Origin of the sequence: Acidovorax sp. GBBC 1281, assembly GCF_028473645.1 — a bacterium.
Lineage (GTDB): Bacteria > Pseudomonadota > Gammaproteobacteria > Burkholderiales > Burkholderiaceae_C > Paracidovorax.
Genome location: NZ_CP097269.1, coordinates 1,998,698 through 2,024,934, shown reverse-complemented (window position 1 = coordinate 2,024,934; position 26,237 = coordinate 1,998,698). Strand labels below are relative to the sequence as shown.

The following is a 26,237-nucleotide window of genomic DNA, read 5'->3' as shown; positions in this document are numbered from 1 at the left end:
AACTGTGCGAGGTTTGGATGCGGTCCTACGTAGAATCCGCGCCTCATGCACGCCCCAGACCCCCGCCCCCTTCCGGCTTCCGAGCAAACTGCCTGCCTCACCCTGGCCGCGAGGCTCCGGCGGCTTTCCGTTTACTTCGGCAACCAGCGCTCCGCATGGACCCTCGCCGTGCTGGCCACGCTGGTCGGAGCGGTCACTGAGCCACTCATTCCCGCCCTGCTCAAGCCTTTGCTCGACCAGGGATTCACCGAAGGCTCCTTGAAACTCTGGATGGTCCCGCTGGCCATCATGGGTGTGTTTCTGGTGCGGGGACTGGCGCAGTTCGCGGGTCAATACGCCCTCGCCCGCATTGCCAACGAAGGCATGATGAAGCTGCGCGAGGCGCTCTTCGACCGCCTGCTCGCAGCCGAAATGGCCCTGTTCACGCGGCAGTCGGCCAGCACTCTGTCTAACACGGTGGTGTACGAAGTGCAGACCGGTGCCACGCTGCTAGTGCAGGCGCTGATGGGGCTGTCTCGCGACGGATTCACCCTGATTGCGCTGCTGGGTTACCTGCTCTACCTCAATTGGCAGCTCACGCTCATCGTCGCCATCGTGGTGCCGGGCGTGGCCTGGATCATGAAGACGCTGTCCCGGCGGCTCTATCGCATCACCAAAAGCAGCCAGGAAGCGACCGACCAGTTGGCCTATGTGGTGGAAGAAAACGTGCTGGCCCATCGCATGGTTCGGCTGCACGGGGCACAACCCAGCCAGTCGCGGCGCTTCGGTGTTCTGAGCCAGAGCCTGCGGCGACTGGCCATCAAGGCCACCATCGCCTCGGCGGCGATGACCCCCCTCACCCAGTTGCTCGCCGCCGCGGCCCTGTCGGGCGTTATTTGCGTGGCGCTCTGGCAAAGCCATGCCAGCGGCGACCGCGATGTGACCGTGGGTGGCTTTGCGGCATTCATCACCGCGATGCTCATGCTGATCGCACCGATCCGCCGCCTGGCGGACGTGGCCAATCCCGTGACCCGGGGAGTCGCGGCCCTCGAACGCGGATTGGCCCTGCTAGGGGACACCCGGGCAGAGGGCGGAGGCAACCACGCGCCCGCACGCACCTCGGGAGCCATTACCCTGGAAGGCGTCACCGTGGCGTTCGGCGAAGAGCAGGCCACGGCCCTGGACCGTGTGAACCTGACCGTGCACCCCGGAGAAACCGTGGCGCTCGTAGGCCCGTCCGGCGCCGGCAAAACCACTTTGGTAAACCTGTTGCCCCGCTTCATTGCGCCGAGCGCAGGCCAGGTCCTCCTGGATGGCCAGCCTGTATCGCAATGGAACCTGCAAGCCCTGCGGTCGCAATTTGCCATGGTCAGCCAGGACGTGGTGATGTTCAATGACACGGTGGCAGCCAACGTGGCGTTGGGCGGCGAAATCGATGAGCAGCGCGTGCAGGACTGTCTGGCGGCCGCGAACCTAGCCGAGCATGTGGCGGCGCTGCCTTCCGGCATGCACACCGTGGTGGGGCACAACGCGACGCAGCTGTCGGGCGGGCAGCGCCAGCGCCTGGCCATCGCTCGAGCGCTTTACAAGGATGCGCCGATCCTCATCCTGGACGAAGCCACATCGGCACTGGATACCGAATCAGAGCGTCTGGTGCAAGACGCACTGCAGCGCCTCATGCAGGGGCGCACCACGCTCGTGATCGCGCACCGCCTGTCCACCATCGAGCATGCCGACCGGGTGGTGGTGATGGAGCGGGGACGCATTGCCGAACAAGGCACGCACGCCGAATTGATCGCCCAAGGCGGCCTCTACGCCCGGCTCCAGGCCCGCCCTGGGGGGCACTGACTCTCCGCTGCGCTCAGGGCCTGACCGAAAGCGAAACGCTCCGCCGCCCTACCACTGTCCGCGGCGGGGTTGCCGCCGGCGCACGGCCTCTGCCACGAGTTCCTCCATGTCCTTGCGGTCGGCACGCCGCGCGAAGTCAGCGGCACCCAGACCGATCTGATTGCGCAGCGTGGGGTCCGCTCCTTCGTCCAGCAGCAGCTTGGCCACGTCGGCCGTGCCGTAGCTCACTGCCATCATCAAGGGCGTGGTGCCATTGGGCGACGCGGCGTCGATGTAGGCATGGTTTTCCAACAGCAGCGTGGTGATGGCCGCCTGCTGCGGCGTGGTGCCGGAGGCTGCATAGTGCAGAGGCGTCCACCCCGTCTTGTTGACATCGGCATCCTTGGCAATCAGCGCGCGCGCCGCCTCGACATTGCCCTTGATCGCGGCCAGCATCAGCGGGCTTTCATCCTTGACGTTCCGCTCTTCCACCTTGATGCCCTTGGCCGCCATCAGCGCCGCAAAGGCGCGCATGGAGCCTTCTTTCAACGCAAGCGTGAGCGCGACCTCACCCTTCGGATTGCGCGTATTCGGATCGAATCCCCGGCGTACCAATGAGTTGATGCCGGAGTCGTCGTCGCGCAATACGGCGGTAAAGAAATCCTCATACGCACCGGCGTGGGCACATGCGCCGCACAGCGCCGCGGCGGCCAAAGCGAGGGAAGCTAGCACTCGGCGACGGAACATCATGATGGGGTGGCTCCAGAAAAGAACAGTGTGTCGAAATTGCGGCTCGTGGCCAGCGCCACCTCCTGCACGGGCATCCCTTTGACGTCGGCCAACTGCTGCGCCACGAAGGGAACGTAGGACGGGTTGTTGGTCTTGCCACGGTAGGGCACCGGCGCAAGGTAGGGGCTGTCGGTTTCGATGAGCATCCGGTCCAGTGGCACGAAAGCCGCCACATCCCGCAAATGCTGAGCGCTCTTGAACGTCACGATGCCGGAAAACGAAATGTAGTAGCCCAGATCGAGGGCTGCGCGAGCCACTTCGGCGGTCTCGGTGAAACAGTGGAACACCCCGCCCGCACGGTTACCGACTCCGTTCTCGCCCTCTTCGCGCAGGATGGCCAGGGTGTCGTCCGAGGCGCTTCTCGTGTGGATGACCAAGGGCTTGCCGCACGCGCGGGCAGCACGGATGTGCGTGCGGAAACGATCACGCTGCCATTCCAGATCGGCGATGCTGCGCCCCCCCTTTCTGTCTTCCATGCCGTAGTAATCGAGGCCGGTCTCGCCGATGGCAATCACCCTCGGCAAGGCAGCACGATCGAGCAGATCCTGCTCGGAAGGTTCGGCAATGCCTTCGTTGTCGGGATGCACGCCCACGCTGCTCCAGAAGTTGTCGTAGGTCATGGCCAGCCCATGCACATCGGAGAACTCCTCCAGGGTGGTGCAGATGCAGAGCGCACGATCCACGCTGGCATCGGCCATGGCCTGGCGAATGGCTGGCAGTTGGGAGACCAAATCCGGAAAGGTGAGATGGCAGTGGGAATCTGTGAACATGCGCAATCCAAACAAAAATGCCGACCGGCAGTCGGTCGGCATGGCAACGGCGCCGGGCGCTCAGAGGGTCTGCGTCGGCCGATCCGATCCCAGGCTGGTCCCCAGCAACTCTTCGATCTTGAGCTTGAGAATGCGGGATTTTTCGTCCCTCGGAAACTGAATGCCGACTCCCTGTGTCCGATTCCCGGCCGCCCGAGCGGGGGTCACCCAGGCCACTCGCCCCGCGACAGGATAGCGCTGCGTGTCTTCCGGCAACGTCAGCAGCACGTAGACATCATCGCCCAGCTTGTATTCGCGCTGCGTCGGTACAAAGATGCCGCCTTCGGCGAACAAGGGGATGTAGGCCGCATACAGAGCCGCCTTCTCCTTGATAGCCAGCTGCATGACGCTGGGACGGGGCGCGGTAGAGGGGCTGCTCATGGTCTTGGGGACGTCTTCTTCAATGGCGCGAGTGTAGGGTGTTTCGCGCCTGGGCAACAAGCGCTTCCAGCATGAGCCCCGCATTGAAGGGGTGATCGGCGGTACGTGCCTCTTTTGCCAAAGCCTTCGCCCAACGGCTCAATGGCCCGAGGCCCGGCGGCGTCGGTAGGTCCGCCACTGCAAAGTAGCGTGGCGCCGCGCCGACCCTGCACGCCATCAGGTCATGGCAAAGTTTCTGCAACGCGTCCACCGCCTGGACAGGAGACGCATCGGCCAACACCGTGACATCACCCCTGGCGACCGCCTTGGGCAGTTGCGACCACGATTGCGGGCTGCGCCCGGCACGGGCCAAGCTCAGTGCGTCATCGGGACGACCACCACACGCCCGCAAAAATGCGCTGGCGGCTTCGGATTCCAAACCTTGATGAACCAGCCAATTCACCATGTCGGATTCGGTGGGCCATTGCATCGTGTGCCCCAGGCAGCGGCTTCGGATGGTGGGCAGCAATTGGTGCGCCGCCTCGGTGGCCAGCACAAATCGCACGTCGCCTGCCGGCTCCTCAAGCGTCTTGAGCAACGCATTGGCCGTGACGTTGTTCATCTGCTCAGCGGGGTACACGAGCACAGCCTTGCCACGCCCGCGGGCAGAAGTACGCTGCGCGAACTGCACGGCGTCCCGCATGGCATCCACTCGGATCTCGCGGCTGGCCTTGCGCTTCTTGTCGTCGATTTCAGACTGCGCCTTCTCCGGCAATGGCCAGCCGCGCTCCATCATCTGCGTCTCGGGCATGAGTACGCAAAGATCCGCATGCGTTCTCACCTCGACCGCATGGCAACTGCCGCAGTGACCACATGCGCCATCTTTTGTGGGCGTATCGCACAACCAGGCCCGTACCAATTCCATGGCCAACGCGTATTGACCTAGTCCGGAGGGGCCACTCAGCAGCCACGCATGACCCCGCTGCGCCAGCAGCGTCTGGCGTTGTGCGGCGATCCACGGGGCGGCGATCAATGAAGGATGGCTCATGGTGCACCCGCGACAACGTCTGAAGGGCCCGCCTGCAGCCAGCCTCGCTGAACAAGCGAGCCCGTCAATTGCGACCACACCACATCCCGGGGCTGTCCTGCGTCCAGGCGCACGAAGCGCTGCGGTGCCGCCAAGGCGCGCTCGGCATAACCCTGCCGCACCCGGCCAAAAAACTCAGCAGGCTGCGATTCGAAGCGATCAGGAGCACGTGCATCGGCCAGGCGTGCAGCAGCCATCTCCGGAGGAAGATCGAACCAGATCGTCAGATCAGGATTGCGCATTTTTTCAGGCTCCAGCGCAATACCTGATTGAGTGATGCGCTCTAAAATAGATAGCACCTTCGCATCGAAGCCGCGTCCGCCACCCTGATACGCGAAAGTGGCATCCGTAAAGCGATCGCACAGCACCACCTCGCCCCTTGCCAATGCAGGCTCGATCACGCAGCGCAGGTGGTCGCGGCGACCCGCGAACACCAGCAGCGACTCCGTGAGAGCGTCCATGGCGTCATTCAGTAAAAGCGCGCGAATCTTTTCCGCCAGCGGCGTGCCACCGGGTTCCCGGGTGACCGTGACGGTCTCGCCCTGGCGCCGAAAGGCCGCAGCCAAGGTGTCGATGTGCGATGACTTGCCCGCACCGTCGATGCCTTCGAATGTGATGAAACGGCCCGCGGGCTCCATGGTGGACTTTCTGCCGTGTTGGGGCATGGTCAAGGCTGCCCCCGCTGGTAGCGGTTGACGGCACGGTTGTGCTCATCGAGGGTCGGGCTGAACTGGCTGGTCCCGTCGCCTCGGGCAACGAAATACAAGGCTTTGGTCTTCTCGGGCTGGACTGCAGCGATGAGCGAGGCTTTGCCCGGCATCGCGATGGGCGTCGGGGGAAGGCCGGGACGGGTGTAGGTGTTCCAGGGCGTGTCCGCAAGCAGGTCACGTCGGCGCAGGTTGCCGTCGAATTTTTCACCCAGACCGTAAATCACGGTGGGATCGGTTTGAAGCAGCATGCCCGCCTTCAATCGGTTGCTGAAGACGCCCGCGATCTGTGCGCGGTCGGAAGAACGGCCCGTTTCCTTTTCCACGATGCTCGCCAGGGTGAGGGCTTCGTCGGCGCTTCGCAAAGGCGTGTCCGCCGCACGTTGCGCCCAAGCCGCCTCCAGGCGCCGGTCCATGGCATGCATCGCCCGGCGAAGCACGGACAAATCGCTGCTGCCTTTGGCATAGGTGTAGGTATCGGGGAAAAAGCGGCCCTCCGCCGGCACGCCGGGACGCTCAAGGCGCGCCATGATGGCGTCGTCAGCGAGGCCTTTGGTATCGGGCTTTAACTGGTCTTCCCGCGCCAGCGCCTGGCGGACCTGCCGAAAGGTCCATCCCTCTACCAAGGTGACGGCGCGCAGAGCCTCTTCCCCACGCACGAGTTTTTGCAGCAGCTCGCGTGGGGTGGTGCCTGGCGGAATTTCGTAGTTCCCGGCTTTGATCAGGCGATCCTGACCGGACAAGCGAAACCAGGAGTAGAGCAAACGTGGATCGGAGTCGACACCGGCAGCGACCACATCACGCGCGACACCGCGGGGCGTGGTGCCCGGCTCGATCGCCAACTCCAGCGGCTGCGCGGAGGACACGCCGCTGCGAACGGGCATGGGCTGGTGCAACCACCACACCGCTGCCGCAGTCGCGGAGCACACAATGACTAGCAACAACGCGAAAAAACGACGCACAACCTTGGCAGCCTGTAGGGAAGGAACCGGGCATCATAATTCAGCCATGACTTATCCCTTGAATGGCATAGCCCCCCTGCCCCACCTCGGCGTGATTCGCGTGGAAGGGGAAGATGCAGCGAAATTCCTTCATGGCCAGCTCACCCAGGATTTCGCGCTGCTGGGCATGGATCAGGCCCGATTGGCCGCATTCCTTTCCGCCAAGGGACGGGTGCAGGCCAGCTTCATCGGCTTCAATCGCAGCGCCACGGAAGTGCTGTTGATTTGCAGTGGCGACTTGCTCGCTCCTACGCTCAAACGGCTGTCCATGTTCGTGCTGCGTGCCAAGGCCCGGTTGAGCGATGCCACGGCAGATTTCGCCCTGTATGGCTTGGCAGGGGCTGCGGTGACCGCGCTGACAGCGGGTGAGCCACCCTTACCGTGGTCCAAAGCCGATCGGGACGTTGCCACTGTGGTGCATCTGTATCCGGCAGTGGGTCAGCCGCGCGCACTGTGGGTGGCACCGTCCATCGCTCCTGCGCCGGCCGGGAATTTTCTTGCGCCTGGCTTGTGGGAGTGGAGCGAAGTCCAGAGTGGAGTGGCAACCCTGACAGCGCCCCTCGTGGACTTGTTCGTGCCTCAAATGTTGAATTACGAATCCATCGGAGGCGTGAATTTCAAGAAGGGCTGCTACCCCGGCCAGGAGATCGTGGCTCGCAGTCAATTCCGTGGCACATTGAAACGACGCACCTATCTCGCCCACGCAGCCCAACCCATTGCGGTCGGATTGGAGGTGTTCGCCGCCAGCGACAGCGAACAACCTTGCGGTGTGGTGGTGCAAACAGCAGCGTCTCCAGATGGAGGCATGGATGCCCTGGTTTCCCTCCAAATCGCATCCACAGGCGAATCGCTGCGCGCAGGCGGCGCTGAGGGAGTGCCCCTCGCGTTAGGAACGCTGCCTTATGCATTGCTGGAAGACATCTGAGCTGAAGACCTGCATGAAGGTTTGTGCACGCCTCTTGCATGCTTGATTTCGCCCCTTCGGCGAGCTAAATCACTTCCTCGTAGCACTTTCCACTTGCGTTTCATCCGGCTTGCGCGCACCGGAAGCAAAATCGGAGAGTGCGACCATAGCTTCGTCGCGGTTAGGCCAATTGCCATCGGGTAGAGGCAAGTTATGGCCGTCTACCTGGATCTGTGCGAAGTAGTAACGCCCTGCCTTGCTCAGGCACAACTCGGCCGTGTAAGTGGCTCCGTCGGCCACCCCAAAAACTGTCTCTTGCGCGTGCTTCTCATGCATTTCCAGCCCTTTCAGAATTTCCCCATTCTGCTCAGGTGACCTCACTGTTCTTGTAGGCGGCTTGGCCTTGTACAAGGCCAAGACGTGAACAATTCATGATCTAACTGAAATGGGTAAACACCACGCGCATAAGAAAAAAGCGCTGCAATCTTTCGATTGCAGCGCTTTTGATGACTTGGGGTGGCTGATGGGGCTCGAACCCACGACAACAGGAATCACAATCCTGGACTCTACCAACTGAGCTACAGCCACCGCAGACTCAAATTATACCCACAAATCAATCGACCTCTGAGAAAAAGCCATCAATTTTCCAGAACAGGCGCAACCGCTGGGCGAGGTACCTTGAACTGCACCTTGAAGCGGTCTTTCAGCAATTCGTAATACGCCAACGCTTCCGCGGAACCTGCAGCCTGCGCATACTGCTGATGTTGTTGGCGGTTTGCCGCCTCATCAGGGGCAGGACGGGGCACCAAGCGGTTGACCTTCACCACAGCGTAGCCCTGGGCGCCCAGGCTCACGCCAGTCCATGAAGGCAAAGCATCCACATTGGACTGCAGCGCGGCATCGATCACAGGCCGAGGCAGATTCTGCGGCTGATCCCGAGAGACGGTGAGCGCAGGCGCGAGGCTTGTGGCCGATGCAGGTGCAGCCTTCCAGGCCGCAAGCTTGGCTTCACCTTCCTTGCGAGCCATTTCCGCGGACTTCTCAGCCACATACAAATCCTTCACGCGGGCACGAACATCTTGCAGCGGCAATGCACGCGCAGGCGTATACGACGTGATTCGCCCGGCCACCAGGGCGCTGGGCCCGGTTTCGATGGCTTCGGTGTTCCGCTTGTGCTCCAGCGAATCCGGGGAGAACAGAGCCTCCAGGAAGCGCTGATTGGCTAAAGGCCCCTGCGCCCCCGCAGCAGGCGTGCGCGTCACGCCATTGGCGGTCTGCACCTTGAGCTTGAGCTTCTCTGCGACGGATTGCAGACCGTCTGCCTGTTCGTACACCCCGTTGGTGAACGCTTCGGCCACTTCCGCAAACTTGCGTTGGGCCTGCTGCTGCTTCAGCTCTGTCTCTAGCGTGGGGCGCAATTGCTCGAAGCTGGGTTGCTTGGGCGCCTTGATGTCGGTCAACAAAATGATGTGATAGCCGAAGTCGGACTCCACCACGTTGCTGATCTCGCCCTTCTTCATGGAGAAGGCGGCATCCTCGAACGGTTTGACCATCGCACCGCGGGCGAAGAAATCCAGATCTCCGCCAGAGGCTGCGGAGCCAGTATCCTGCGAGTATTTCTTGGCCAATTCGGCGAACGTGCCAGGGGCCTTGCGAACCTGCTCCAGCAGTTCGGTCGCACGTGCCTTGGCTTTTTCGCGATCTGCAGCAGGGGCGTCCTTGCTCGCATTGATCAGGATATGGCTGGCGCGGCGCTCTTCCTTGCCAGCCAAGCGTTCCAGATTTTGCTTGTAGTAGGTGCGCAGGTCTTCTTCGTTCACGACGATGCTGGACTGCACTGCATTCGTGTCCAGCACCACATATTCGATGTTGGCCTGCTCGGACTGCTGGAACGACGCTGCATGCGACGTGTAATAAGCCTCCAGGTCGGCATCCGAAGGGGTGACCTTGGTGGCGAAGTCGGCGGCATTGAAGCGCGCGATCTGGATTTCGCGCCGCTGATACAACGCGTCCAGCGCCAGTTGAGATTGTGCGTTGCTGCTGAAGGCCGAACCCAGCACACCCGACATCACCTGATTCACGGAAATGTCGCGGCGCACATTGGCTTCAAAACCTTCCGGCGTCAGTCCCTGCGCTCCCACGATGGCGCGATAGGCCTCCGCATCCAGCGTTCCATCCGGGCGCCTGAGATTCGCGATGGCAGGAATGCCCTGCAAAGTGCGGGCCAGCTGCGCGTCGCTGGCGATGAGGTGCATCTTCTGCGCGGCGGTCTGCAAAACACGATCACGCACCATCCGCTCCAAGGTCGCATAGCGCGCCTGAGGCGTGTCGAGCAGCTTGGCATCCACCGTGGGAGATTGCGCGCGAATGCGGTCCGTTTCAGCGCGATGGGCGTTGTCCCATTCGTCCTGCGTGATGTCGTGGCCATCGACGCGTGCGACCACTGGACTCTTGCTGGAGAAGTAGCTGCGGTCGATGCCGACAAGGACAAAAGACGGAATGATCAGCAAGAACAGCAAGAACATCACGATCTTGGAGTGCTTGCGGATGGATTCGAACATGTGCGATCTTTCAGTGGCGACAAAAGAAAAGGCGAACTCGCGTTCGCCTTTTTGTTCAGTGGTGGGTGCTGACGGGGTCGAACCGCCGACCTACGCCTTGTAAGGGCGCCGCTCTACCAACTGAGCTAAGCACCCCACCTTAAACATAAACCATCAGTTCAGAGCATCCTTCAATGCCTTGCCTGGACGGAACTTCGGGACTTTAGCAGCCTTGATCTTAATCGTATCGCCCGTACGGGGATTACGGCCGGTGCGCGCAGCGCGCTTGCCCACGGCAAAAGTGCCAAAACCGACGAGAGACACCGTACCGCCCTTCTTCAGGGTCTTCTTGACCGCCTCGATCGTGGACTCCAGCGCTCGCGCTGCTGCAGCCTTGGAGATGTCGGCGTTGTTAGCAATGTGCTCAATCAGTTCGGTTTTATTCACAAGAAGCCTCTCGGGAAAAGAGTGGATGGAATGTCTTTTGCAAATCTGGCCCTCCGACACGCGCCGTACCGAGCCGCAACGAAGTGGCACATCAAGCAGGCGGGGAAGGGCTGACACTGGGGCAGATTCTGCTGTGTCAGATTAAAGCCATCGACTTTCCGGGTGTCAATACAGTGCGCCGTTTTACGGCAGCGTAGCAGCGAATTCTAGACGCATTTGTGAAGCGGGCCGGGGCTTCCAAGGGCTTTTTCTCGGTGGCGTTGCGCCCATAGGCACATCCCGTATTGACAATCTGCTGGACGGAATTTCCGTGCTCGCACCACCCGTCCATTCACGATGCAATGCACCGTCACTTCTTGACCCGCGCCCGAATTTCCGGAAGCGCCTTCTGAAGGTAATACACCATCGACCACACCGTGAGCACAGCGGCAATCCAGATCAGCCACGTGCCCCAGACGCCCGTGTCGACCACGCCGAACAGCTGTCCGTCGTACAGAAGAAAAGGGATCGCGATCATCTGCACCGTGGTCTTGACCTTGCCGAGCATGTGCACGGCCACGCTGCGCGACGCGCCGATTTGCGCCATCCACTCGCGAAGTGCCGAGATTGCGATTTCGCGCCCGATGATGATCATCGCAACGAAGACATCGGCCCGCTGCAGATGCACGAGCACGAGCAAGGAGGCACAGACCAGGAACTTGTCTGCCACCGGGTCGAGGAAGGCGCCGAACGACGAGGTCTGGTTGAGCTTGCGCGCCAGATAGCCATCCAGCCAGTCCGTCGCGGCGAAGATGACGAACATCACCGTCGCGATGAGATTGCGCGTGGTCGGCTCCAGTGGCGCGTAGAACACCCCCACGATCAAAGGTATCGCGACGATGCGCGTCCAGGTCATGATGGTGGGGATGGTCAGGAACATGCGGCGATTGTGTCATGCCCGTTCGCCCACCATCGCCGAACGAGGCCAATCCAGTCAACGCAGCGCGCGATAGATCTCCTCGGCCAGATCGCGCGAAATGCCCTCCACCGTGATCAGGTCCTCCACGCTGGCCGCTGCGACACCGCGCACGCCGCCGAACCGCTGCAGCAGCCGAGCCCGCTTCTTCGGCCCCACGCCCAGAATCTCTTCCAGTTGCCCCCCGCCCACACGCATCTTGGCCCGCGCCGCCCGCATGCCGGTAATCGCGAAGCGGTGCGCCTCGTCGCGGATCTGAGCGACCAGCATCAAGGCAGCAGAGTCCCGGCCCAGGTAGACCTTTTCACGCCCATCGGCAAACACCAATTCTTCCAGCCCCACCTTTCGGCCCTCGCCTTTCTCAACGCCGACGATGCGACTGAGGTCCAGGCCGAGTTCGGTGAACACCTCGCGCGCCATGCTCACCTGCCCCTTGCCGCCGTCCACCAGCACCAGGTCGGGCAGCCGGGCCTGGCCTGGCGCGGGCTCCGCGCCCCCGGCCTCGCGCTGCGCTTCCGCGACCTTGCTGTAGCGGCGCATGAGCACCTGCCGCATGGCTGCATAGTCGTCTCCGCCCGTGATGCCTTCGATCTTGAAGCGCCGATACTCGCTGCTCTGCATTTTGTGATGGTGGAACACCACGCAAGACGCCTGGGTGGACTCGCCCGCCGTGTGCGAAATGTCAAAGCACTCGATCGTGAGGGTATCGAGGTCCTCTTCGCTCAGGTCCAGCGCCTCGGCGAGGGCCCGGGTACGCGCCTGCTGCGAACCCTCTTCGGCCAGCAGGCGGGCCAGCTGGATGTCTGCATTTTTCTGAGCCATGTCCAGCCAGGCGCGGCGCTGCTCCCGCGGCTGGTGCACCGCCGTCACCCGCACGCCGGTCTGTTGGGACAGCGCATCGATCAATGCGCGATCGACCGGGTGGCTCACGATGAGCGCAGGGGGCACCGGCACGCCGATGTAATGCTGCGCGATGAAGGCCTCCAGCACCTGCGCCTCGACGGAACGCGCCGGTGCAGAACGCACGGACTGAGCCGACTTTCCTTCATCCACCGTGGCGCCAGCCAATTCACCGCCCTGCCCGCCTTCAATGGATGCGGCCTCACCCGTGGGCCCGGCGTCGTCCGCGGCCTCCTCTGCCTGGAATACGGCCGCAGCGTCTTCCACGTGCACGGGAAAGTACGCCCGGTCGCCCAGGTGCCGACCTCCCCGCACCATGGCCAGATTCACGCAGGCGCGCCCCCCCAGCACCTTCACTGCCAGAATGTCCACATCCTTGTCGGACACGGTTTCGATGGCCTGCTGGTGCAGCACGCGCGACAGCGCGGTGATCTGGTTGCGTACATCGGCTGCCTGCTCGAACTCGAGGCGGCCGGAATGCTCCATCATGCGGGCCTCCATCGATCGCAGCAGCTCTTGCGTCTCGCCCCGCAGCATGGCTTCCGCATGCGCGACATCGCTCGCGTAGGCCTGGGGCGAGATCAAATCCACGCAGGGACCCGTACAGCGCTTGATCTGATACAACAGGCAGGGCCGGGTGCGGTTGGCAAACACCGTGTCTTCGCAGGTGCGCAGGCGAAACACCTTCTGCAGCAGCAAGATGGTTTCCTTGACCGCCCAGGCCCCCGGGTAAGGACCGAAGTAGCGGTGCCGCTTGTCGATGGCGCCGCGGTAGTAGGCCATGCGCGGGAAGAGCTGGCTTGGCGCCTCGCCGGTGCCGTCCTTGCCGGCCACGCCGGTGATCTTGAGATACGGATAGCTCTTGTCGTCCCGAAACAGAATGTTGTATTTCGGATTCAGCGACTTGATGAGGTTGTTTTCCAGCAGCAGTGCCTCGGCCTCGGAGCGCACCACCGTGGTTTCCAGCCGGACGATCCGGCCCACCATGTGGCCGATCCGCGTACCGCCATGGGTCTTGGTGAAGTAGCTGGAGACGCGCTTCTTGAGGTTGCGTGCCTTGCCCACATAGAGCAAGGCGCCTTGCGCATCAAAGTAGCGGTAGACACCCGGCAGCGGCGGCAGCGCGGCCACTTGCGCGAGGAGTTCGGGGGAATGCACATCGGACATGGCGCTATTGTGGCCAGTCTCTGCGCCCCGTCGCATGCCGCAACGGCCAAGCCCTGCCGGATCAGTGCCCGGCGTGCCCTTCGTAGGCCTTGCGGGCCAGCGCCATGGCCAGGATTTCGGAAGGATCGATCAGTGTCCAGCCTTGCGCCTGCGGGGCCTGAGGCAAGGCCAGCGGGATTTCGGTGCAGGCCATAATCAAGGCGATGCCATCGCCATGGCGCCCACGCAACTGCCTGCCCACGCGCGTGAAACATGCCTGCGCCAACGCCAGGTTCCCGGCCTTGACCCCTTGGTAGATGCCCTGCATGAGTTCTTCACGCTCGGAGGGATCGGGAATCACGCATTCGATGCCATGGGCCGCCATGACGGTGTCGTACAGGCCCATGCCGTAGGTGCCTTGCGTGGCCAGCAGCGCCACTTGGCGGATGCCCCGCCGCTGCAATTCGGCGGCAGTCTCCCGCGCGATGTGCAGCAGGTCCACGGACGGCACTCGCTCCTGCAGCGCAGCGTGCCAGGCGTGCGCGGTATTGCACGAGATGGCCACGGCGCGGGCGCCCACGGCCGAGAGTTGCTGCAGCACCCGCGCCATTTCGTCCAATGGCTGCGGTGCGTTTGCATCGCTGAGCGCGCGGGACCGGTCCGCCACCGGGACCTGTGCCATCCAGTGCTCGGGGAATGCCTGGTCCTGAACCGCCAGGCCATGGTCCTGCAACCAGCGCTCGGACGCCTTGAGAAACAGGCGGGCGAAATCCACGCCTGCCGCCGGTCCCATGCCGGCCAGGATGCCGACCTTCGCGGGCGTGCCAAAGGAATGCGGTTCGCCGTTCATCGCAGCATGCTCGACATGGCCGACAGGCAATTGACCATTCGCACGGCGGACTCGGTGTCGGGGGCCTGAAAGCGCACGGCGTCGGAGGCCGCGCGCTCCAGCGTGGGCCACTGGCAGAACAGATCAGCCAGGGCAGGCGTCTGGGCCTGCACGTCCACCAGAATCTCGCCCTCGATGCGAAAAGGCGGCACGGCAGCGCAATCCCGCACGGCTGCCGCCACGCCCGCCCGGATGGCCGCGCAGGACTGCGCAGGCGACAGGCTGATACCGCTCGTCTGGCCCGTCGCCCGCTTGGTCTGCACGAACCGGGCCTGGGGAAACAGCGGCTGGGTTTCCGCGATGAACACGTCGTCACCCGACCCCATGATCACCGGCACCCCATAGGCGCCTGCCAGGGCGCCATAGATCCCCGCCTCGCCCAGTTCCTGCCCGTTGAAGGCGATGCGCGCGAAGGCGAAGCTGTTGATGGTGTGGGCCAGAATGCCGCGCCCCTGGGCTCGGGAGTGATAGCCGATGATGCATACGCCGTCCATACCCAGTTCCACGCCCGCCACCATGCTCAGGTAGCGGGGCTTGCCCTGGATGGCCTGCGCCCGTTCGTCCAGCAGGTCCGGCGGCATGTTCCGGAAACCACCGTGCGAATCGTTCACGTAGACCTCGGAGGCCCCGGCATCGAAGGCGCCTTCGATCGCCGCGTTGGCCTCGGCCGCCATCAGGCGCCGCGCGCGCTCGTATTCGGGATTGCCGGGCCGCACCTGCTCGGGGTGGTAGACGCCCGCGACGCCTTCGATATCGACGGAAATGAGAATTTTCATGGAGGGGTCTTCAGGAAATCGATGCGGGCAGACAGGGCAGCAACCCGCGCAATGCAGGGCGGCGGTGCCCATCCCGGCCGGTGACGGGCGTGGCATGCCACAGGGCATGGACGATGGCTTGTTCCACGCTGTCGGCCGCAGCCTGGAACAGGCCGTCCAGCAAGGTTTCGTGCAGCATCGGCGTGGCCGGCATGGGCTGGTCCGCCAGATGCGGCACGGTGTAGCCCGTGGAGAACGCCAGGGCGATGTCGCCGCTGCCATGGCCGTAGACCGAGCCGGTGCGTGCCAGCCCTGCGCCCGCGCGCAGGGCCAGACGATTCAGTTGGCGGGCATCCAGCGGCGCATCGGTGGCGAGCACCATGATGATGGAGCCGCGTTCGGTCTCCGCAGACTGCGCGCGCGCGCTGTCGTCCAGCAGGGTGGCCACTTCGGCACCGATGGCCTTGCCGCCCCATACCAGGTTCGGAAGCAGCCCGTAGTTGGCCAGCACCAGCGCTCCGACCGTGCAGATGCCCCCCTGGCGCAGCGGCACCCGGCGCGACGCCGTGCCGATGCCGCCTTTCAGCTGGAAACTCGACATACCCCGCCCCGAGCCCACCGAACCCTGTGCAAAGCGCGCGCCGGCGTTGCTGCACGCCGCCAGGTAGTCGCCCCCGTCCAGGGCCATGCGCTGGATGTCGTTCAAAAAACCGTCATTGCACTCCAGCACCAGCGGATTGACCGTGGGCAACGCCCTGCCCGTCTCCGGATTGGCCTCGATGCATTGGCGGATCTGCGCCTGGGCCATGGCACTGACGGAGAAGGTGTTGGTCAACGCGATAGGCGTCTCCAGTTGCCCCAATTCCGCCAACTGCACCAGGCCCACGCTCTTGCCGAAGCCATTGATCACCGCCGCACCGGCCGGCACCTTGTGGCGATAGGGGTCCAGCCCATGCGGATGGATCACGGTGACGCCGGTCTGCACCGGACCGTCATCGCGCGTCGCATGCCCCACGGTCACGCCCGCCACGTCGGTGATGGCATCGAGTGGCCCGGCCAGCAGGTTGCCGATGCGTGGCGGCACCAATGCCGCCGTGATGCCTGTCGAAGACGGCCTCATGACTGCCGGTCGATCTTCGGGTCGAGGGCATCGCGCAAGCCGTCCCCCAGCAAATTGAAGGCGAGCACGGTCAGGAAAATGGCCAGGCTGGGGAACAGCGCCACGTGCGGTGCGTTCACCATGTCCGCACGGGCCTCGTTGAGCATGGCGCCCCATTCCGGCGTGGGCGGCTGCGCGCCCATGCCCAGGAACGACAGGCTGGCCGCCGTGATGATCGAGGTGCCCACGCGCATCGTGAAGTACACGACGATCGAAGAGATCGTGCCCGGCAGGATGTGCCGTACGATGATGGTCCAGTCCGACGCACCGATGCTGCGCGCCGATTCGATGTAGGTCATCTGCTTGAGCACCAGCGTGTTGCCGCGCACCAGCCGCGCGAAGGCCGGCACGCTGAACACCGCCACGGCCACGATGACGTTCGTCATGTTGCTGCCCAGGATGGCTACCACGCCGAGCGCCAGCAAGATGCCGGGGAAGGCGAACAGCACGTCCGAGATGCGCATCACCACGCGGTCCCACCATCCCTCGTAGTACCCGGCCAGCAGACCGAGGGTCGTGCCGATCAGGCAGCCGATGAGCACCGACAGGAATCCCGCCGCCAGCGAGATTCGCGCGCCCATCAGGATGCGGCTGAAGATGTCGCGCCCCAGCGGGTCCACGCCGAACCAGTGGACGGCCGACGGCAGTTCGTTCAGCCTTTCGTAGTCGAAAAAGCCTTCGGGGTCGTAAGGCACCAGGACCGGTGCCAGCACGGCCACCAGCACCAGCAGCAGCACGAAAGCCAGCGCCACCATGGCCACGCGCTGCTTCTTGAACTTGCGCCAGAACTCGCGCCAGGGCGTGCGGACCGCGCCGGAACTGGCAGCGGCAGGCGCCACCGAGGCGGCCGCCAGTTGCGCGGCATCGGGGGGCGTGGGGATGGAGGGCGTGGTCATACCGTCTCTTCGTGTTCGTGGAATGGGATGCAGGCCGCCGTGGTCACTTGTAGCGGATGGTGGGATTGATGAAGCCGTAGAGCATGTCCACCACGAGATTGATGAGGATGAACTCCAGCGAGAACAGCAGCACCAGCGTCTGGATCACGGGGTAGTCCCGCATGGTCACGGCATCCACCAGCAGGCGACCCAGGCCCGGCCAGTTGAAGACGGCCTCCACCACGATGGAGCCGCCCAGCAGGAAGCCGAACTGCAGCCCCATCATGGTGATGACGGGAATGAGCGCATTGCGCAGGCAATGCTTCAAGATCACGAGGCGCTCGTTGAGCCCCTTGGCGCGCGCCGTGCGCACGAAGTCTTCCTGCACCACCTCGACGAACGAGGCTCGGGTGAAGCGCGCCATCACCGCGGCGACGGCGGCCCCCAGCGTGATGGAGGGCAGGATGTAGTGCTGCCAGCTTGTCGCACCCACCGTGGGCAGCCAGCCCAGGTTGACCGAGAACACCTGCATCAGCACCATGCCCAGCGCGAACGCGGGAAACGAGATGCCCGACACCGCCAGCGTCATGCCCAGCCGGTCGGGCCATTGATTGCGATACACGGCCGAGATGATGCCGATGCCCATGCCGAAGATCACCGCCCAGACCATGCTGGTGACCGTGAGCGCCAGCGTGGGCATGAAGCGCTCGCCGATCTCGGCCGCCACCGTGCGGCCGGTGCGGATGGACTTGCCGAAGTCGCCCTGAACCATGCGCGTGAAGAAGTGCACGAACTGCTCGGGCAGTGGCCTGTCCAGGCCCAGGTCGTGGCGCACTACCGCGACGGCGGCCTCGTCGGCGTCCTGGCCCGCCGCCAGGCGCGCGGGGTCGCCGGGCAGCATGTGGACGAACAGGAACACCAGCACAGCCACGATCAGCAGCGTGGGCAAGAGTCCCAGCAGTCGTTTGAGAAAGTAGTTCAGCATGGGTGCGGCGCTGCGGTCGCAGCGATGTGTTTTTTGATGAAAACAGGAGCAGCCCGCGCGCCAGATCAGCGCGCGGGGCGGTCTTGTCCTGTTATTTCAGGTCGATCTCGTCGCTGTTGATGTTGCCGTCGGGCATCACATGCACACCGGACAGGCGCTTGGCGTGGGCGTACAGCACGTCCTCCGTCACCAGCGGGATGCGCGGCAGGTCCTTGGCGAGCTGCTCCTGCGCGGTCTTGTAGAGCGCTTCGCGCTCGGCTCCGTTGGTGGTCAGCAGCGCCTTGGCGATGGACTCGTCCACCACGGGGTTGCTATAGAAGGCGTAGTTCGCCAGCTTCGGCGCCCAGGACTCCGTGGAGAACAGGGGGCGCAGCGCCCAGTCGGCCTCGCCGGTGGAGGAAGACCAGCCGATGTAATAAAGGCGCACCTTGGCGGTCTTGGGATCGGGCCATGAATCCACCTGCTCGGCGCGCTGGCCGGGCTCCAGCGCCTGCACCGACACCTTGATGCCGACCTGCTGCAACTGCTGCTGGATGAACTGGATCACCTTCTGGCTGGTGGTGTTGTTGTAGCCGCTCCACAGCACGGATTCGAAACCGTTGGGGTAGCCCGCTTCCTTCAGCAGTTCCTTGGCCTTGGCCACGTTGTAGGGAATGGGCTGCATCTTCACCGCGTATTCCACGCCCTGCGGCACGAAGCCCTGGGCCGGGAAGGCATGGCCGTTGAAGGCCACCTTGGCCAGCGCTTCCTTATTGATGGCGTAGCCGATGGCTTCGCGCACCTTGGGGTTGTCATACGGCTTTTGCAGCATGTTGAAGGTGAGGAAGCGCTGGATGATCGACGGCGCGGACACGACCGTGACCTTGTCGCTCTTCTTGAGCGTGGCGATCGGCTCATAGGGCAGCGTGAAGGCGAAGTCGGCTTCGCCCGTCTGCAGCATGGCGGCGCGGGTGTTGTTCTCGATCACAGGCTTCCAGGTGACCTGATCGACCTTGGGGTAGCCCTTCTTCCAGTATCCCGCGAACTTCTTGCCCACGATGGCCTCGGTCTGCTTCCATTCGACGAACTCGAACGGGCCGGTGCCCACGGGGTGGAAGGCGATGTCCTTGCTGCCCCACTTGGCCAGCGCGGCGGGCGAGATCATCGCGGCCGAAGCGTGGGCCAGCGCATTGATGAAGGGGCCGAAGGGCTCCTTGAGCGTGATGCGCAGCGTGGTCGGGTTTACGGCCTCGACCTTGGCGACGCGGTTGAACTGGTTGGCGCGCAGCAGGCGGTTCTCGGGGTTCATCACGCGGTCGAGGGTGGCCTTGGCCGCGGCGGCGTTGAAGTCGGTGCCGTCGTGGAACTTGACGCCCGAGCGCAGCTTGAAGGTATAGACGAGGCCGTCGTTCGACACTTCGTAGCTCTCGGCCAGCACGTTCTTGACCTTCATGTCCTTGTCGAACGCGAACAGGCCTTCGTAGAAACTCTTGGTCACGGCCGTGGTGATGGTCGTGTTGGTGTTGTAGGGGTCGAGCGTCTCGGGCTGCTGGTAGATGGCCAGCACGGCGTTGCCGGCGGCCAGTGCGGAGCCGGACATGGCCAGGGCCAGCAGGCTGAAGGCGATGCGGCGGGTGGAAGCTTTCTTCATGGTTGAACTCCGGTGTGGAAAAGATCAGGGGTTTTCAAAATGGATAGCTGCTTTCGCTTGCCAGGCAAGCGCTGAAGGTCGATTTGAGTTGGAAACATCACCCCCCTTGCGGCGCCACGAAATGGCCGGGTCCCACCTGCACCATCGGCAGCACCACGGGCTCGTCGCCCACCGCGCGGATGGGGCTGGGAATGTCCCCCTCCAGCAGCGTGCGCCTGAGGTGCCGGCGCGCCGGGTCGGCGACGGGCACGGCGGACATGAGCTTTTTGGTATAGGCGTGCTGCGGGTTCTCGAAGATCGCGCGGCGCGGCCCGATCTCCACGATCTGGCCGAGGAACATCACCGCCACGCGGTGGCTGATGCGCTCGACGACGGCCATGTCGTGCGAGATGAAAAGAAACGCCACCCCCAGCTCGCGCTGCAGGTCCAGCATCAGGTTGACGATCTGCGCCTGGATGGACACATCCAGTGCCGACACGGATTCGTCCGCCACCACCACCTTGGGGTTGAGGGCCAGCGCCCGTGCGATGGCGATGCGCTGGCGCTGGCCGCCCGAGAACTCGTGCGGGTAGCGCTGCGCGTAGTCGCGCGGCAGCCCCACCTTTTCCAGCAGCCAGTCCACGCGCTCCTGCGCCTGCCGGCCGCTGGCCACTTTGTGCACCAGCAGCGGCTCCATGATCGAAAAGCCGACGGTCAGGCGCGGGTCGAGGGAGGCGAACGGGTCCTGGAAAATGAACTGGATGTCGCGGCGCAGCGCCTGGACCTCGCTCGTGGGCAGGTCCAGGATGTTGCGTCCGCCGAACTCGATGGCACCGCTCTGGCTGTCCACCAGCCGCAGCAGCGAGCGGCCCGTGGTGGACTTGCCGCAGCCGGACTCGCCCACCAGCGCCAGCGTCTCGCCCGGATAGAGGTCGAAGCTCACCTTCTCCACCGCGTGCACGCGGCGCTTGACGCGGTTGAACAGCCCCGAGCGCAGGTCGAAACGCGTCACCAGGTCTTTCACGCGCAGGATGGGCTGGGCCCCTGCGGGGCGTGTATCCACCGGGGTGGATTGCAGGACCGGCGCCGTCGCGGCATCGCCGGAAGGTCGCAGCAGTTCGAAATGCCGCGGCAGGTCGGTGCCCTGCATGGCGCCCAGCTTGGGCACGGCCGACAGCAGCGCCTGCGTGTAGGCATGCTGCGGGGCGGCGAAGATCTGGGCGGAAGGGCCCTCTTCCACCTTGTCGCCGCGGTACATGACCAGCACGCGGTCGGCCACCTCGGCCACCACGCCCATGTCGTGGGTGATGAAGATCACGCCCATACGCATCTCCTCCTGCAGTTGGCGGATCAGCTGCAGGATCTGCGCCTGGATGGTCACGTCCAGCGCGGTGGTGGGCTCGTCGGCGATCAGCAGTTGCGGCTTGCACGACAGCGCCATGGCGATCATCACGCGCTGGCGCATGCCGCCGGACAGCTGGTGCGGAAACCGGTCGAGCACGTTGCGCGCCTCGGGAATGCGCACCAGCTCCAGCATGCGCAGGGCCTCGGCGCGCGCCGCCGCCCGGTCCTTGCCCTGGTGGTAGCGAATGGACTCCGCGATCTGCTCGCCCGCCGTGAAGACGGGGTTCAGCGAGGTCATGGGCTCCTGGAAGATCATGGCCACGTCGGCGCCACGCACCGACTGCAGCGTGGCGTTGCTGGCGCGGCGCATGTCCAGCACCTGCCCGCTGCTGCGGCGCAGTGCGATGGAGCCGCCCACGATCTTTCCGCCGCCATGCTCGACCAACCGCATCAGCGCCAGCGAAGTGACGGACTTGCCCGAGCCCGACTCGCCCACGATGGCCAGCGTTTCGCCCCGGTCCACGTGGAAGGACAGGTTGCGCACGGCGTCCACCGTGCGCTCGGAATTGGCAAAGCGGACCGTCATATCGTCCACGGCCAGCACGCGCTGCTCTGCAAGGGCCAGGGAGGTCGTCGCGCTCGAAGGGGTTGGGGTCATGGCAGGACAGGGATAGGAAATTCGGTCAGGCGATCAGGCAGCCAGTCGGTCGGTCGATGCATTGGCCCGTGGGCTTCATGCATCCGACGTGCGGAAGATGAAGGACTCGGCCGCGTGGCCGACGCGGGCCAGCCCGCGGTACATGCCCTCGGTGTTGAACGGCAGGCACACGTTGCCGTGGCGGTCCACCGCAATCAGGCCCCCGGTGCCGCCCACGGCAGGCAGCGCGCCATGCACCACGGCATCGACAGCCGCCTCCAGCGAGGCGCCGCCGTAGGCCATGCGCGCACAGATGTCGTGCGCCGCGCTCACGCGGATGAAGGCTTCGCCATGGCCCGTGCACGACACGGCGGCCGTGCGGTCGTCCGCATAGGTGCCCGCGCCGATGAGCGGGCTGTCGCCCACGCGGCCGGGACGCTTGTTGGTCATGCCGCCCGTGGAGGTGGCCGCTGCGAGGTGGCCCAGGGCATCCAGCGCCACCGCGCCCACGGTGCCCATCTTGCGGTCTTCGTCCAGCGCGCGGCCCGACAGGCCGGCCATTGCAGCGGCGCCGTCGTGGTCCAGCACGGCGCCCGACTGGCGGGCCTGCGCGGCCAGCAACTGGGCGCGCCGGGCTTCGGTCGAAAAGTAGTGGGGCTCGACCATGGCCAGCCCCGCATCGCGCGCCAGGCGCTCGGCGCCCTCGCCCGCCATGAGGACATGCTGCCCCTGGCGCAGCACCGCGCGGGCCGCCAGGATGGGGTTGCGCACGTGGCGCACGCCGGCCACCGCGCCGGCCGCCAGCGTGGCGCCCTCCATCAGCGCGGCATCCAGTTCATGGGTCGCGTCGGCGGTGAACACCGCGCCATGCCCGGCGTTGAAAAGTGGGCAATCTTCCAACAATTGCACGGCCGTGCACACCGCATCGGCGGCGGACCCGCCCTGCTCCAGCACCGCCTGTCCGGCGCGCAGCACGTCCTGCAGCACACCGTGGTAGGCCCGCTCCTGCCGGGCGTCGATCTGCGCGCGGCTCAGCGTGCCGGCACCGCCGTGGATGGCGATCACCGGAACGGGACGGCCGGAAGGAGACGGAAAAACGGTCATGGAAGAAGCGGCGAAACCGGTCAGCGAAGTGGATGGGAACGAATCAATCGGCCAGGCGAAAGACGATCGGGGAGCGATGGATGCGGCCGCCGTTCAGGCGCGGCCACTGCCCTTGGCAGCGGGCTTCCTGGCGGTGGTGTCGGCCGAGCGTGGCGCCAGCCGGGTGCGCGAGCTGTCGTGCAGCCAGGGCAGCACCGCCTCGGTCATGCGCGCCGCGGTCTTCACCGACTCCTTGGCCTGGTGCGCCACGGCACTGGTGAGCGCCTCGATCATGGCCAGCGCCGAAGATTCGGAATTGGCCGCGTACTGGTTTTCGGTCTGCGCGAACAGGCAGCCATGGGCAAACGGCACCAGGGGCGACTGCAGCCCGTCGGTCAATGCCAGCACGCGCACACCGCGCTCGAAGGCGCCCTGCGCCAGCACGACGGTGTCGGTCAGGTAGCGGGGGTAGCTGATGGCGATGAAAAGGTCTTCCTCGCCCATGCGCGGCAGTAGCCGCGCGCCGTAGGACGCACCCGCCACCCCGGCCAGCAGGTGCACGCCGTCGCAATGCGCATCCAGCCCGCGCTGCAGCAGCCCGGCGAGCCAGCCGCTGGCGCCGAAGCCGGCCAGGTAGATGCGCCGCGCCCCCACGATGGCCTGCACCGCAGCCTCGCACGCGGCTGGGTCCAGGGCCTCACGCGTGGCGGCGATGTTGCGCTGGCTTTCCTCCAGCGCGGCGGCGAACACGTCGCCGATGCTGCTGGGCTTTTCCAGCTTGATACGCATCTTCTCGATGGGCGCCAGCATGGCTTCGAAACCGCGCACCAGCTCGGCCCGCAGCATGGGGTAGCCGTCCAGGCCGATGGCCCGGGCGAAGCGGTTGGCCGTTGCGATGGAAACGCCCACCGCCGCCGCGAGTTCGTCGATGGGCATGGTGGCCGCCTGCAGCGGGTGGGCCAGCACGTAGTCCGCCATCTGCTGGTGCGACCGGGTGAGCGTGGGACGCACCCGGCCGATGCGGATGGCGATCGTCGGGGCTTCGGTGCTCGGGTCGGGAACAGCGGACATGGGAGAGGTGTCGGGTGGAAAAGCGTTCAACCGCTTTTGATAAAAAATTTACAACACCGTCATATTAAAGAAAAAATTCAATCATTCAAAGAATTTTTACAAGCGCATGACGCGCCCGTGCACGGCGACCCTCCCGTTGTCTCGGCGCACCGCGAAGCGCACAAAGCAAAAAGCCCTGCGCGCTGCGCAGGGCTTCGATGGCTGGGGGGCCTCAGAGGGTGGCCCGAGGGGCGAGGAACGATCAGTCCGCCTCGATCTTGGAAGCCTTGACCACCTGTGCCCAGTTGGCCAGATCGGCCTTCACCCGCTCGGCGAGCGGTTGCGGTCCCTGGTAGTCGGCGGTGGCGCCCTGCTCCAGGGCCTTTTGCTGGAATGCGGGGTTTTGCACCACGGTGCGCACATCGGCCACCAGCTTGTCCACCACCGCCTTCGGCACATGGGCCGGGGCGAACAGCGCGAACCACGACGTGGCATCCACCTTGGGGTAGCCCGCCTCGGCGGTGGTGGGCACGTCCGGCAGGCTGGCCAGGCGCTGCTTTCCGGTGACCGCCAGCACGCGCAGCTTGCCGGCCTGGATGTGGGGCATGAACGGTGGCGCGGTGCCGAAGGTCAGGTCCACCTGCCCGCCCAGCAGGTCCTGCAGCGCCGGGCCGGTGCCTTTGTACGGCACGTGCACCATCTTCACGCCGCCCTGCTGCTCCAGCATGGCACCGGTGACGTGCTGCAGCGAGCCGTTGCCGGACGAGGCGTAGTTGAGCTTGCCGGGATGCGCCTTGGCGTAGGCGATCAGATCGGCCAGCGTCTTCACGGGCAGGCCGTCGCGCACGACGATGATCTGCGGCGCCGACAGCACGTTCGCAATGGGTTGGAAATCGCCCGGCTCCCATTGCTTTTGCCGGGTGAGCAGTGGCGAGATCACGTGATAGCCCGAGTACTGCATGAGCAGCGTGTACCCATCGGGCTCGGCCCGTTTGACGGCGCCGGCGGCGATGTTGCCGTTGCCGCCGCCCTTGTTGTCCACCACCACCGACTGGCCCAGCACCGGGCCCAGGGCCTGCGCGAGCATGCGTGCGGACAGATCCGTGGTGCCGCCCGCGGCGGTGGGCACGACCAGGGTGACCGGCTTGTTCGGATAGCCGCCCTGCGCCCAGGCGGGGAAGGCGAAGGCCGCAGCCAGCACGATGGCCATCGCCGCCCTGCGACGGGATGCGCAAGGGGTGGTCGGGGTGACCGTTGTCGCTGTCGCTGTCGTTTTCGCTCTCGTTCTCATGTCATGTCTCCTTGGTTTTTTGAAATTCAAAAGAAAGACGGCCCTGCGGCGGCGGGTCGCGCACCGCCCTCGGTCCGCACGGGCCGGTCGGCCTGCCGTCAATCCAGCTTGGCACCGGTGTCCTTCACCGCCCGGCCCCAGCGCGCGAGGTCGTCCCGCACCAACGCCGCCAGCTGGGCCGAGTTGCCCTTGTAGGGCTCGCACCCCACGGCGGCGAGCCGCTCGGCCACGTCTTTCTGCTCCAGCGCCTTGGCCACCTCGGCCTGCAGCCGCGCGACCACGGCGGGCGGGGTGCCGGCCGGCGCGAAAAGCCCGTACCACGGTGTCTGGCCGAAACCCGCCAGCGTCTCGCCGATGGTGGGCACGTCCGGCAAGGCCGCCACGCGCCGCGTGTTCACCACGCCCAACACCTTGAGCTTGCCGGCCTTGATGAAGGCGATGGAGGACGGCAGGCTCTGCACCGACAGCGGCACCTGCCCACCCACCACGTCCGTGGCCGCTGCGGCGGAGCCCTTGTAGGGCACGTGCTGCAGCGTGATGCCCGCGGTCTTTTGCAGCATCTCGCCGATCAGGTGGTTGAGCGTGCCATTGCCCGCCGAGGCGATGGCGTACTGGCCCGGATGCGCCTTGGCCAGCGCCACCAGCTCGGCCACGTTGGACGCGGGAAACGCCGGGTTCGCCACCAGAACATAGCCCGCCGTGGCCAGCGGCGCCACCGGCTCGAAATCCTTCACCGGATCGAACCCGGTGTGCTGGTAGAGCCGGGGGTTGATGACCTGCGCGCTGTCCGCCGTGAGCAGCAGGGTGTAGCCATCCGGCCGGGCCTTGGCCGCCGCAGCCGTGCCCACGTTGCCGCCTGCGCCGGGGCGGTTGTCCACCACCACCGGCTGGCCCAGTTGTTCCGACAGCTTTTGCGCCACCACGCGGGCGATCGCGTCGTTGGCGCCGCCGGCCTGCTGCGGCACCACGAGGGTGATCGCACGCTGGGGGTAGGCCGCCTGCGCCAGGGCCGTGCTCGCCATGCCGCACAGCAGCGTGCCCAGCGCCGCGCGGCGCGAGAGTGAATGCGTGTCCATCCTTTTTGTCTCCTTGGTTTTTGATCGATGCAT

Annotated in this window: 24 protein-coding genes and 2 tRNA genes; 2 read left to right on the top strand and 24 right to left on the bottom strand. The window is 65.0% G+C overall.

The genetic code is table 11. From position 1 onward, the window contains the following. Window positions 1-45: 45 nt before the first annotated feature. Window positions 46-1,827 carry a lipid A export permease/ATP-binding protein MsbA gene (msbA, locus tag M5C96_RS09190; protein WP_272568682.1) on the top strand — a complete coding sequence of 594 codons (1,782 nt, stop codon included), beginning with the start codon at window positions 46-48 and terminating at the stop codon, window positions 1,825-1,827. A gap of 48 nt (window positions 1,828-1,875) precedes the next feature. Here the strand turns inward: msbA and M5C96_RS09185 are convergent, their stop codons facing one another. From M5C96_RS09185 to mltG, 6 genes are read right to left on the bottom strand one after another with little or no spacing between them, the layout of a single operon-like run. Then, window positions 1,876-2,556 carry an ankyrin repeat domain-containing protein gene (locus tag M5C96_RS09185; RefSeq protein WP_272568681.1) on the bottom strand — a complete coding sequence of 227 codons (681 nt, stop codon included), beginning with the start codon at window positions 2,554-2,556 and terminating at the stop codon, window positions 1,876-1,878. After that, window positions 2,553-3,365 carry a TatD family hydrolase gene (locus M5C96_RS09180; protein WP_272568680.1) on the bottom strand — a complete coding sequence of 271 codons (813 nt, stop codon included), beginning with the start codon at window positions 3,363-3,365 and terminating at the stop codon, window positions 2,553-2,555. The genes M5C96_RS09185 and M5C96_RS09180 overlap by 4 nt, the downstream gene beginning before the upstream one ends. Window positions 3,366-3,425: 60 nt before the next feature. Then, window positions 3,426-3,785, bottom strand: a complete 360-nt coding sequence (locus M5C96_RS09175; protein ID WP_272568678.1) for a PilZ domain-containing protein — start codon at window positions 3,783-3,785, stop codon at window positions 3,426-3,428. Window positions 3,786-3,804: 19 nt separating this feature from the next. Further along, entirely contained in the window at window positions 3,805-4,812 is a 1,008-nt protein-coding gene (locus M5C96_RS09170; protein WP_272568677.1) for a DNA polymerase III subunit delta', read from the bottom strand. Beyond that, window positions 4,809-5,489, bottom strand: coding sequence for a dTMP kinase (gene tmk, locus M5C96_RS09165; protein WP_272569666.1), 681 nt, complete (start codon window positions 5,487-5,489; stop codon window positions 4,809-4,811). The genes M5C96_RS09170 and tmk overlap by 4 nt, the downstream gene beginning before the upstream one ends. A 29-nt stretch (window positions 5,490-5,518) precedes the next feature. Next, window positions 5,519-6,520, bottom strand: coding sequence for an endolytic transglycosylase MltG (gene mltG / locus M5C96_RS09160; RefSeq protein ID WP_272568676.1), 1,002 nt, complete (start codon window positions 6,518-6,520; stop codon window positions 5,519-5,521). 46 nt (window positions 6,521-6,566) lie between these two features. Here mltG and ygfZ point away from each other — a divergent pair, with 46 nt between their 5' ends. Continuing rightward, window positions 6,567-7,484: a CAF17-like 4Fe-4S cluster assembly/insertion protein YgfZ gene (ygfZ, locus tag M5C96_RS09155; RefSeq protein WP_272568675.1), complete on the top strand. Its 918-nt coding sequence runs from the start codon at window positions 6,567-6,569 to the stop codon at window positions 7,482-7,484. Window positions 7,485-7,553: 69 nt separating this feature from the next. Here ygfZ and M5C96_RS09150 read toward each other — a convergent pair whose 3' ends face one another. The 18 genes from M5C96_RS09150 to M5C96_RS09065 form a co-directional block, all read right to left on the bottom strand. Then, a complete protein-coding gene (locus M5C96_RS09150) occupies window positions 7,554-7,880 on the bottom strand; it encodes a hypothetical protein (RefSeq protein WP_272568674.1) in 327 nt (108 codons plus the stop codon). Window positions 7,881-7,975: 95 nt separating this feature from the next. Beyond that, window positions 7,976-8,051, bottom strand: a tRNA-His gene (locus tag M5C96_RS09145). A 50-nt stretch (window positions 8,052-8,101) separates the two neighbouring features. Further along, the gene (locus M5C96_RS09140) at window positions 8,102-10,024 is read right to left on the bottom strand and encodes a SurA N-terminal domain-containing protein (protein WP_272568673.1); all 1,923 of its coding nucleotides are present in this window, start codon (window positions 10,022-10,024) and stop codon (window positions 8,102-8,104) included. Window positions 10,025-10,083: 59 nt separating this feature from the next. Beyond that, a tRNA-Val gene (locus M5C96_RS09135) sits at window positions 10,084-10,159 on the bottom strand. Window positions 10,160-10,177: 18 nt separating this feature from the next. Beyond that, window positions 10,178-10,450, bottom strand: coding sequence for an HU family DNA-binding protein (locus tag M5C96_RS09130; RefSeq protein ID WP_007858657.1), 273 nt, complete (start codon window positions 10,448-10,450; stop codon window positions 10,178-10,180). A gap of 349 nt (window positions 10,451-10,799) precedes the next feature. Beyond that, window positions 10,800-11,369, bottom strand: a complete 570-nt coding sequence (pgsA, locus tag M5C96_RS09125) for a CDP-diacylglycerol--glycerol-3-phosphate 3-phosphatidyltransferase (protein WP_272568672.1) — start codon at window positions 11,367-11,369, stop codon at window positions 10,800-10,802. Between the two features lie 54 nt (window positions 11,370-11,423). Beyond that, the gene (uvrC, locus tag M5C96_RS09120) at window positions 11,424-13,472 is read right to left on the bottom strand and encodes an excinuclease ABC subunit UvrC (protein ID WP_272568671.1); all 2,049 of its coding nucleotides are present in this window, start codon (window positions 13,470-13,472) and stop codon (window positions 11,424-11,426) included. A 61-nt stretch (window positions 13,473-13,533) separates the two neighbouring features. Next, window positions 13,534-14,301, bottom strand: a complete 768-nt coding sequence (locus tag M5C96_RS09115) for an aspartate/glutamate racemase family protein (RefSeq protein WP_272568669.1) — start codon at window positions 14,299-14,301, stop codon at window positions 13,534-13,536. Continuing rightward, window positions 14,298-15,116, bottom strand: a complete 819-nt coding sequence (locus M5C96_RS09110; protein ID WP_272568668.1) for a M55 family metallopeptidase — start codon at window positions 15,114-15,116, stop codon at window positions 14,298-14,300. The genes M5C96_RS09115 and M5C96_RS09110 overlap by 4 nt, the downstream gene beginning before the upstream one ends. Window positions 15,117-15,126: 10 nt before the next feature. Then, on the bottom strand, window positions 15,127-16,215 hold the full coding sequence (locus M5C96_RS09105) for a P1 family peptidase (RefSeq protein WP_272568666.1): 1,089 nt from the start codon (window positions 16,213-16,215) through the stop codon (window positions 15,127-15,129). Next, window positions 16,212-17,150 carry a glutathione ABC transporter permease GsiD gene (gene gsiD / locus M5C96_RS09100; protein WP_272568665.1) on the bottom strand — a complete coding sequence of 313 codons (939 nt, stop codon included), beginning with the start codon at window positions 17,148-17,150 and terminating at the stop codon, window positions 16,212-16,214. The genes M5C96_RS09105 and gsiD overlap by 4 nt, the downstream gene beginning before the upstream one ends. A gap of 43 nt (window positions 17,151-17,193) precedes the next feature. Further along, entirely contained in the window at window positions 17,194-18,114 is a 921-nt protein-coding gene (gene gsiC / locus M5C96_RS09095; RefSeq protein ID WP_272568664.1) for a glutathione ABC transporter permease GsiC, read from the bottom strand. Window positions 18,115-18,205: 91 nt separating this feature from the next. After that, the gene (gene gsiB / locus M5C96_RS09090) at window positions 18,206-19,744 is read right to left on the bottom strand and encodes a glutathione ABC transporter substrate-binding protein GsiB (protein WP_272568662.1); all 1,539 of its coding nucleotides are present in this window, start codon (window positions 19,742-19,744) and stop codon (window positions 18,206-18,208) included. A 97-nt stretch (window positions 19,745-19,841) separates the two neighbouring features. Continuing rightward, complete coding sequence (locus M5C96_RS09085; protein ID WP_272568660.1) at window positions 19,842-21,725, bottom strand: dipeptide ABC transporter ATP-binding protein; 1,884 nt, start codon at window positions 21,723-21,725, stop codon at window positions 19,842-19,844. A 75-nt stretch (window positions 21,726-21,800) separates the two neighbouring features. Next, window positions 21,801-22,808: an isoaspartyl peptidase/L-asparaginase family protein gene (locus M5C96_RS09080; protein WP_272568657.1), complete on the bottom strand. Its 1,008-nt coding sequence runs from the start codon at window positions 22,806-22,808 to the stop codon at window positions 21,801-21,803. A gap of 93 nt (window positions 22,809-22,901) precedes the next feature. Further along, a complete protein-coding gene (locus M5C96_RS09075) occupies window positions 22,902-23,858 on the bottom strand; it encodes a MurR/RpiR family transcriptional regulator (protein ID WP_272568655.1) in 957 nt (318 codons plus the stop codon). A gap of 241 nt (window positions 23,859-24,099) precedes the next feature. Then, window positions 24,100-25,047: a Bug family tripartite tricarboxylate transporter substrate binding protein gene (locus tag M5C96_RS09070; protein ID WP_272568653.1), complete on the bottom strand. Its 948-nt coding sequence runs from the start codon at window positions 25,045-25,047 to the stop codon at window positions 24,100-24,102. A 179-nt stretch (window positions 25,048-25,226) separates the two neighbouring features. Next, on the bottom strand, window positions 25,227-26,204 hold the full coding sequence (locus M5C96_RS09065) for a Bug family tripartite tricarboxylate transporter substrate binding protein (RefSeq protein ID WP_442867371.1): 978 nt from the start codon (window positions 26,202-26,204) through the stop codon (window positions 25,227-25,229). Window positions 26,205-26,237: the final 33 nt, after the last annotated feature.